Origin of the sequence: Sulfoacidibacillus thermotolerans, from assembly GCF_003144315.1 — a bacterium.
In the GTDB taxonomy this organism is placed as follows: Bacteria; Bacillota; Bacilli; order Alicyclobacillales; family SLC66; genus Sulfoacidibacillus; species Sulfoacidibacillus thermotolerans.
This window is the reverse complement of sequence record NZ_MPDK01000044.1, coordinates 1-8,037: the sequence shown is the minus strand read 5'-3', so window position 1 is coordinate 8,037 and position 8,037 is coordinate 1. Positions and strand designations below refer to the sequence as shown.

The 8,037-nt window shown below is 45.3% G+C and carries 7 protein-coding genes and 1 pseudogene; 7 read left to right on the top strand and 1 reads right to left on the bottom strand.

The features are described 5' to 3' along the window. From BM613_RS15230 to BM613_RS13685, 4 genes and pseudogenes are all read left to right on the top strand, one after another. Positions 1-309, top strand: a pseudogene (locus BM613_RS15230) (hypothetical protein); the annotation flags it as partial. Next, positions 310-1,551 carry a transglycosylase SLT domain-containing protein gene (locus tag BM613_RS13690; protein ID WP_109431727.1) on the top strand — a complete coding sequence of 414 codons (1,242 nt, stop codon included), beginning with the start codon at positions 310-312 and terminating at the stop codon, positions 1,549-1,551. A gap of 24 nt (positions 1,552-1,575) precedes the next feature. After that, positions 1,576-1,737: a hypothetical protein gene (locus BM613_RS15225; protein ID WP_181363166.1), complete on the top strand. Its 162-nt coding sequence runs from the start codon at positions 1,576-1,578 to the stop codon at positions 1,735-1,737. A 42-nt stretch (positions 1,738-1,779) separates the two neighbouring features. Next, positions 1,780-4,575 carry a type IV secretory system conjugative DNA transfer family protein gene (locus tag BM613_RS13685; protein WP_109431726.1) on the top strand — a complete coding sequence of 932 codons (2,796 nt, stop codon included), beginning with the start codon at positions 1,780-1,782 and terminating at the stop codon, positions 4,573-4,575. Positions 4,576-4,951: 376 nt separating this feature from the next. Here BM613_RS13685 and BM613_RS15220 read toward each other — a convergent pair whose 3' ends face one another. Continuing rightward, complete coding sequence (locus tag BM613_RS15220) at positions 4,952-5,383, bottom strand: hypothetical protein (RefSeq protein ID WP_181363182.1); 432 nt, start codon at positions 5,381-5,383, stop codon at positions 4,952-4,954. Positions 5,384-5,432: 49 nt separating this feature from the next. Between BM613_RS15220 and BM613_RS13670 the strand changes: the two genes are divergently transcribed. The 3 genes from BM613_RS13670 to BM613_RS13660 form a co-directional block, all read left to right on the top strand. Continuing rightward, on the top strand, positions 5,433-5,690 hold the full coding sequence (locus BM613_RS13670) for an HU family DNA-binding protein (RefSeq protein ID WP_109431723.1): 258 nt from the start codon (positions 5,433-5,435) through the stop codon (positions 5,688-5,690). 82 nt (positions 5,691-5,772) lie between these two features. After that, positions 5,773-7,374: a hypothetical protein gene (locus BM613_RS13665; protein WP_109431722.1), complete on the top strand. Its 1,602-nt coding sequence runs from the start codon at positions 5,773-5,775 to the stop codon at positions 7,372-7,374. A 214-nt stretch (positions 7,375-7,588) separates the two neighbouring features. Continuing rightward, the coding region (locus tag BM613_RS13660) for a hypothetical protein (protein WP_146192832.1) at positions 7,589-8,037 on the top strand (449 nt) is incomplete at its 3' end.

Genomic DNA, 8,037 nt, shown 5'->3' with positions numbered 1-8,037 from the left:
ATTAGTAAAGGATTCCCGTCAACTTTTACGCCACAGCAAGCGGTCGCAGAAACAAAAAAACAAGTGTCACAAACCCATATCAGCATTAGTACAGGATTCCCGTCTACTTTTACGCAACAGCAAGCGGTCGCAGAAACACAAGAACTGGTGTCACAAACCCATATCAGTTGGCCGATTGTGTATGATTTCACGAATCCGTTTGGCACAGTAATAAGCGGACTCCCTGATACGTATGTTTGGAAAAATGGGCACGTGTGGGAGATCCCTGGGGCATTGCCACACGCCGCGCAGTGGCAAAAGGCGTTGTAAATGGAGTCCAAGGATAGAGCAAAGGAAAAGCTGGCTGCCATAAAAGATGCAACGGCGATGGCTGCAAAAATGTCATCTGGCGATGTAATGGGTGCGGCACGTTCACTCCTTCGTAACAAAGAAGCAATTCGCACGATACAATCAGGGGTGAAATGGCAAGTGCTAGTGGGGACGGGGATTCTTTTGGTTCCCATCCTCCTTGTGGTTTTCTTTGTTGCCGCGCTTTCTGCGGGTTCAACGATTCAAAATCCAATTGAGATATTTTCACCTCAACAGCAACAAGAGTATAAAAAACAATCTTCTCATTGGATGCAAACCATTCATTTATCTAATGGACAGATCGGGCTGACGGCAGAAGAAAAACAACAAATCCAGCAGCTTCACTTAGGATTACCCTATGGACTACTTGAAGCGTTTCACGAACTTGGAGCAAGAACGGATTCATCAAACCCTTATCGGACAATGGCTTACATTATTGCGAAATTGCAACCACGTGCAGCGTCGTTTGTCCCCGTTTCATTGCGTGTCGTTCATATCTTACACACAAAAAACGGCATAAAAGAATTTGTGACGTACCGAACCAAGATGGTGTTGAATACGATCACGCGATACAACGGTGTTTGGAAGACGCAGTGGGAAATAATTGGTGGAAGCGGAACGCAACACGTTGTGCTCTTAGGGGCGACGTTGATTCATAAGAATTATGCGCCACTGTACGAAGCGGAAAAGGCGTTTGATGTGTTGCCACGCATCAGTGATCAACAGCTGCTTTTTCGGCAAGCACTTTTGCTTGATCAAAATTTTTGTGACCCCGCCGCTTTATCTATTTTAGACGGCATGATCGGAGGGGGATTACCGCCTAGTAAAGGCGTTCCTTTGCCCCCGCAACAATTGATCGCGATTTTTCGAGAAGCCATTCGTATTCGCATGCAATATAACGCTACGCATGGAATCGCTGGAGGGGCCAATGAAACGTGGCTTCCCTATCTCGTGACCATCGCCTATCACGAAAGTGGATATAATCCCGATGCCTACAATCCGAAATATATCTCCGACGGTGGAAGTCCATCCGGGTTGATGCAAGTGCTTCCAAGTACGTTTCGGGAGTACGAAATTTCGCCTTATGACGACATTTGGAACCCTCTGGACAACGCGATTGCAGCCCTTGGGCGCATTCAAGGAGCTTGGACTGTGCCGTGGGACATTCCGGGCGTGGTTTCTGGCAAGTACAAAGGATACTAAGCGAAACAAAAGAAGGTGCGCAGTTTGTCGAATCCTACAATTTTAGGAAGTATCCTTTTGGTTGCGATGCTTCTCTTTTTGTTTGTTTTTCGTGTGGCCAAAACAATGATTCGGTTAGCAATTTTTCTTCTTGTTGTGGTGGGCATTTTGGGTATCGCGATTGATCCAACGCTGCTTCGATACTAAAATTTCTTACTCTGCCCCCTTTTGACGAAAGGGGGATTTTTTATGTCAAAAATGCCACCACCACCGCTTCGGCGGAACCCAAATTTGCAAGATGACGCTTCTCGCTCTTCGCAAAAAGAAGATGCACGTGGCACGTGGAGCGAAAGGCTCAAATCCTTTCAATTCGGCGAGATTCAAACGAAACCAGACTGGATGAAAGAAGAAAACCCGCTTGATCGGATGAAGAATTTTCGATTCGGAGAAACAAAAACGAAACCCTTTTGGTGCAAAAACGAACCTTCTCGCAAAGAGCAATCCTTTGCATGGACGCAAATCATTCCTTTCATGAACGAGGAGTACAAAGAGGCGGATCGACTTCCATCCAAACTCGTTCAAGGAACGGAAGTCGTCGCGTTTCGTTTTCAAAAGAATGAGAATGGGAAAATTGTGATTTATGTTGGGTGTGAAGAAACGAAAAGAAATCAACTAAAGAAAAACCTGCATGAGGAAATCATGCACATTGACTTGCAAGAAGTTTCTGAACCCACCTCGTACCCAACGAAAAGTCTACATCGCTATGGCATTGTAGGTGGCATGTTGAACCTTGATGGAAGTTTAGAAGCCGTTTTGTCCGCTTTGGAATCTGGAAGTTATCTTGAAGTGAAATTTGAACAACGGCCCGCTTACGAATTTATGCAAAGTCTTACAGGAAAAGGGGAAGCTCGTGACGGCGGAGATTTCTTTCAAACAGCCAAAAAAATTGCTCATGCCCTTAACCCTTTTGATGCAGAAACGATCACGGCAGCGGGGGGGACTCCTTTTTCGGGAAAACGTTCTTCTTCTTCTTCTTCAAAAGAAAAAACATCCCTCTCTCCAGAAGAAAAAGATCGTCTAGCACGTATTCAGAAAAGGAAAAACGAAAACACCACGTATTATCGCGTGAAAATACACATGGGTGTGAAGGACGAAAACGCTCATGTGTATGAAAAAATCGCAGTCAATCTGAACCGACAGTTCGAAAAAGAACATCGCTTCGTTCTTGATCAAGGAAAAGGGAAAGAATCGGATTGGTTGTGGAGTGAAGAAGAACTCTCAAGGCTGATTCGGCTGCCGAACATGAAAAAAGAGAAGATGCAAAAACTGATTGTCGGGATGAAACCGGGAGAACAAACGCTTGACGATGATCAATTAACCAAAGGAATTGCCGTAGGCCGATTGATTCATCCGGTTAAACCGCCGCGTCTTGTAAAAATCCCAAAGCAGCAATTTTTGCGTCACTTTTTCATGGGCGGGAAAAATGGTTCAGGAAAATCATCTACGGCAATCCAGATGATTCAATCGATGCTAGATGATTGGGTGGAATCTCCAGATCAAGCGCCGGGGTTTACTTATGTTGACCCTGCTGGGTCTACTTTGACCATCGTCTTGAATCGATTGTTGCACATGGAACAGCAAGGGAATCACATTCCATGGGAGAAAGTACATTACATTGATCTCACGCCGGAATCGGAATTTCCCGTTGGGTTGAATCTTCTCTATCATACACCCGGCGAGGACTACGCAGCTGTTGCAGGTGGAGTTCTCGATGTCATTAAGAGTGCGTATGGTGGCGATGCCGTGTTCACCGAACGTCTGATCGAAAACGGCGTGATGACGCTGCTCTATGACCGACGGGTTGAGCATACCATCCTAGGGCTTACCAGCGTCCTTCAATACCCTGCGATGCGGGAGAACATTGACATTCTGGACCCGCTTGTACAGGAGTTTTGGGATATGACTGGCGAGGATTTGAAACCAAAATCGCTCGATCCGTTGCTTAACCGTTTGCGACCACTGCTACAAAAACCAGCGATGCGCCGCATATTCGGGCAAACGCGATGGATGCTCAACATCCGGGAATGGATGGATGAAGGGCACATCATTCTCATTAACACGCTGAACCTAGAACCAAAGAATGTCGGGCTTGTTGGCGGCCAAGTTTTGATGCGCTATCATATCACGGCCAAATCGCGCCCTGCGGACATCTCTAAACCACATATTCTCATGATCGATGAGGCTCACTTAGTTCAAATCCCAATCCTTGAAAAGGTCATCGCGGAAGACCGGAAATTCGGGCTTAGCCTTGGCTTAATCACACAGTTCCCTGAACAATTCAATGGGATTTTACTGAAATCCATCACAGAAAATATGGGAACATTTCTCACGTGCACGCTAGGGCCAAGTTCCGCCAACGCTATGGTTGAAATGATGAATTATTCTTTCGAACCCACCACTCTGCAAGGATTGCCGACCGGCCGTGTTGCCGCATATACGTCGATTAACGGGGAGCCGTTTTCGTTGATGGTAAAGTCTGATCCGCCTGTCATTTACCTTCGAAACGGCGAGGTTGCGGTTTATGAAGATGTTGCGCAAATGACCGAGGCACAGAATTGGGCGCTTGCTAAAGCGAAGGAACTTTCCGCTAGGGACGGGGCGCATCGAGGCAAAGTGGATCAGGAAATCGATGAATATTTTGCATACTTGCGTTCTTTCCGTCCTACCGATGAAGAGGAGAAAGAAACCCCGACAAAAAAACCAACCAAAGCGAAAGCAAAAGGGTATCAACCTACAGAAGACGAACTCCCACTGCTTGAAATTCTTGTAGAAATGGCGCGGGAAGTTGGTACGTGGGAAGGGAAAACGAGCGAACTCCTTGAGCAACTCGCTGATGATGCAGCAGAAGAAGATTTTCTTGATATAGGGATTGTTGCGTTTGGGAAGTTGCTGGGTCGTGCAAAGGATTGGCTGGCTGAAAAAGGGGTTCAAATTGAAAAAGAGCGTGTTAGAGACGGAACAGTTTGGCGAATTGAGGTTCGTTGATTCCCAAAAATCACTTCCAATTTGCTGTGGCAGGTTGTTGCAGGTGTGTTGCAGATTTGTAGCAGGGTGCTTTCCCTTGCAGCAGTAAGGATGTTGCAGGTTGTGGCAGATGTTTTGCCCTGCCCCTAGATTTAGATTTTTGACGGATAAAAAAGGGGATTTTTATGGTTTGCTAGGCGTAAAACTGGAAAAAACAAAACAAAATTTGTATTGTTTTTTCCAGTTCCAAAAAGCAAAAGTTCATCATAGCTCATTCTGGCACACGGTTTGATTGTGGTGTTTTGGTTCCAAAAGCACAAAAGTTCACCGTGGCTCATTCTGGCACGCAGTTTGATTGTGGTGTTTTGGTTCCAAAAGCACAAAAGTTCACCGTAGCTCATTCTGGCATGCAGTTTGATTGCGGTGTTTTTGCCCCAAAGCACAAAAGTTCACCGTAGCTCATTCTGGCATGCAGTTTGATTGCGGTGTTTTTGCCCCAAAAGCACAAAAGTTCACCGTAGCTCATTCTGGCATACGGTTTGATTGTGGTGTTTTGGTTCCAAAAGCACAAAAGTTCACCGCGACTCATTCTGGCACGCAGTATGATTGCGGTGTTTTTGCCCCAAAAGCACAAAAGTTCACCGTGGCTCATTCTGGCACGCAGTTTGATTGTGGCGTTTTGGTTCCAAAAGCACAAAAGTTCATCGTAGCTCATTCTGGCACACGGTTTGATTGTGGTGTTTTGGTTCCGTGATTTGCCGAAACGCAAAAGCGAGAAAAAATACTTACCCTCCCCCTCTTGGTTGAGGAGTGTAGTTTTAACCGACACCCTTTGCGATTTCGCACTCAAATCAAATCTTGAAAGGAAGTAGAAGCTGATGACCAAAGATGCTTTGCTCGCAGCGGTAAAGGAAAAAACTGGCGCACCCAAAACGGAATTAGAAACTTTGTGGGCGGCGTTCCAAGAAACAATCGCCGAAGAATTGAGAGCTGGCGGTGAATTCACGATTGCGGGCGTCGGGAAACTAAAAGCCATAACACGCGCTGCGCGAACGGGCCGCAACCCGCAAACTGGCGAAGCAATCGAGATTCCAGCGAAACGCAGTATAAAGTTGGTTGTTAGTTCGAAATTTTAAACACAAGAAAGAAGAGGTTCTCGTCAACAGAGAGCCTCTTTCTTGTATACTTTTCTAAAGCACGCAGAGAGAAGGTAATAGAATGCGCTTTGCAAAAAAACTTTGGCTGTTGATTGGTTTATCTGCAATATCAGTTACAACAAGCGGAGTTCCATCACACAGCGCGTTTGCAGCGACCTCGAAAGTTTCAAAACCATCTTGGATCATTGCACAATCAGCTGTTATGAAATTACATACTACCTCACACTGGTCTCTCGTGCAGCAAATGCTAGATCAACCGAGTACCATTTTGATTACTGGGCGAAAGCCGGAACCAAAATGGCTTGCAAATTGGCGTGTGCGACGTTACTTAGATGCAACCAGCCTTTTGCTTGTTCAGGAAGATGTACAGTATGCAAAAAGCCACAAGAATATCACAGGCATCGTGCTTGATTTAGAACATTGGTCGTTTACCCCAATTTCTGAACAAATAAATTTTGTACAAACACTTCGCGAAACAGAGAACTTCGCGCGTCAGCAACATCTAAATGTTTTATTTACACCCGCAACTGATCTTGCTCGCGCGTTGTATCCGCATGGGAGAATTGATTCGCAATATATCACGCTACGCATTCCAGCTAACAGTGCGCATATTGTGAATCAATTTGAGATTCAAGCGCAAGGGGTGGAGAGCACACCTGCGGCCTATTTGAATTTCATACAGGAATCTGTACAACAGATTCGCTCTGTTCATTCATCGATCCCTGTGTTTGCGGGGTTGAGCAGCGCTCCTTCAGGACAAAATGTTTCTGCAAACACACTTCTTTTGGATGAACAAATAACGATGAAGTGGGTTCAAGGATATTGGTTAAATATCCCTGAACGCGGTGCGGCGTGCTCTCGCTGCAAAGAGAGCCGGCCAGAGGTGATTGCGGACTTCTTAACTTTGCTTTCGCGTAAAGAAACACCGCACTCGCAAAGCGCAAAGCGATCCATTCCGCACGATCCCGTGAAACCTTTTCTCATTTATTATGGGTGGATTCCAGAAAACCAGCATCGTCTTTTGAAATTTTCGCGTACTATTCAAGGGTATTCGGCTGTCGTTTTAGGAAGTGGAGACGAGTGGTCACAAAACAATGAAATCCATTCGATTCAAAAGTTGGAGTCTTGGCTACCGCAAATACGTTGGTATGGATATATTTCAATTGGTGTTACAAATGGTGAACCTCATCACACAGATGAACAAATAGAACGCGAAATCGTTTTATGGAAAAAACTTCATGTCTCTGGAATTTTATTGGATTGTGCAGGGCCTTCATACGGAGTAGATGCAGCGCGAAGAACGTTTGCACTTAACGAAGTTCATCGTGCAAAGTTACATGCACTTGTGAACGTCTATACGCCATCCGTGTTGCTTTCCCTTCATCCAATGAAAGGAGATGCGTGGCTAGCAGAAAATTGGGTCATCTCGAATGGGCGCAGTGGAATCAATCCTGAACAAGAGTGGTGGGCAATACCTAAAATTAAGCAACATGGATGGGGAATATGGATGACTGCTACTGGAACTCATGCGCCACAAAACAGAAACACAGTGAGACAATGGGTTTATGATACAACAAAAAAAGTGAAGGGAACCATGATTGCGATTGCTGGAGAGAATTATTCGAGTCAAAGTAATTGGGTTGTACCTGCTTCTTGGATTTGATTCTAAGATGTCCGAATTTGAGTTGAATCAAAGAAATTCGGAAAAATTCTTACCCTGCCCTTTGCTCATAAGAAGGCATACTTTAACCTGCACATTTCATGTGCAGATACATTGCATCCTTATACGGTTCACTTTATACGTTTCGCCTCCTATCTCCCTCCTGAGCGCAATAGATATTTTCTATTGCGCTCCTTTTTTTAAGGAGATGATTTTATTGAAACCAAAACGTGTTATGCGAATTTGCGTTCCTGTTTACGAAGACGATATGCTGATTCTCAATCAATTGCCACCTGCATCAAAAAATCAGTGGGCGCGGCAGTTGATTTTACGACAACTGCAAATCGACTCTAAGCTAATGGATCAACTGCGCGAACGGCAAGGGGAAAGCGACATGACAGCAAATGAAGTGCGGACGTTAATCCAAGAAGAGATTGCACCGCTTCTTGATCGAATGGACTCGGCGATTCTTGAAACGGTGGATGAAGTGGTTGAATCTAAATTTGTAGAATTGAAAAAGTCATTGAAACAGATCGTAGAAGAAGCGATGAGGGGAACGGAGAAAAAGCCGGAAAAGATCGTGGCAAGCGAAACAGAGAGGCAAGGTGACGACGAAGGAGATTTGCCTGCATGGAAGAAGGCGTTTTTGAAGGCGGCGAAGGAATA

Coding starts and splice junctions, on each gene's coding strand:
- BM613_RS13685 (WP_109431726.1), top strand. CDS start 1,780: ATGTCAAAAATGCCACCACCACCGCTTCGGCGGAACCCAAATTTGCAA.
- BM613_RS13690 (WP_109431727.1), top strand. CDS start 310: ATGGAGTCCAAGGATAGAGCAAAGGAAAAGCTGGCTGCCATAAAAGAT.
- BM613_RS13670 (WP_109431723.1), top strand. CDS start 5,433: ATGACCAAAGATGCTTTGCTCGCAGCGGTAAAGGAAAAAACTGGCGCA.
- BM613_RS13665 (WP_109431722.1), top strand. CDS start 5,773: ATGCGCTTTGCAAAAAAACTTTGGCTGTTGATTGGTTTATCTGCAATA.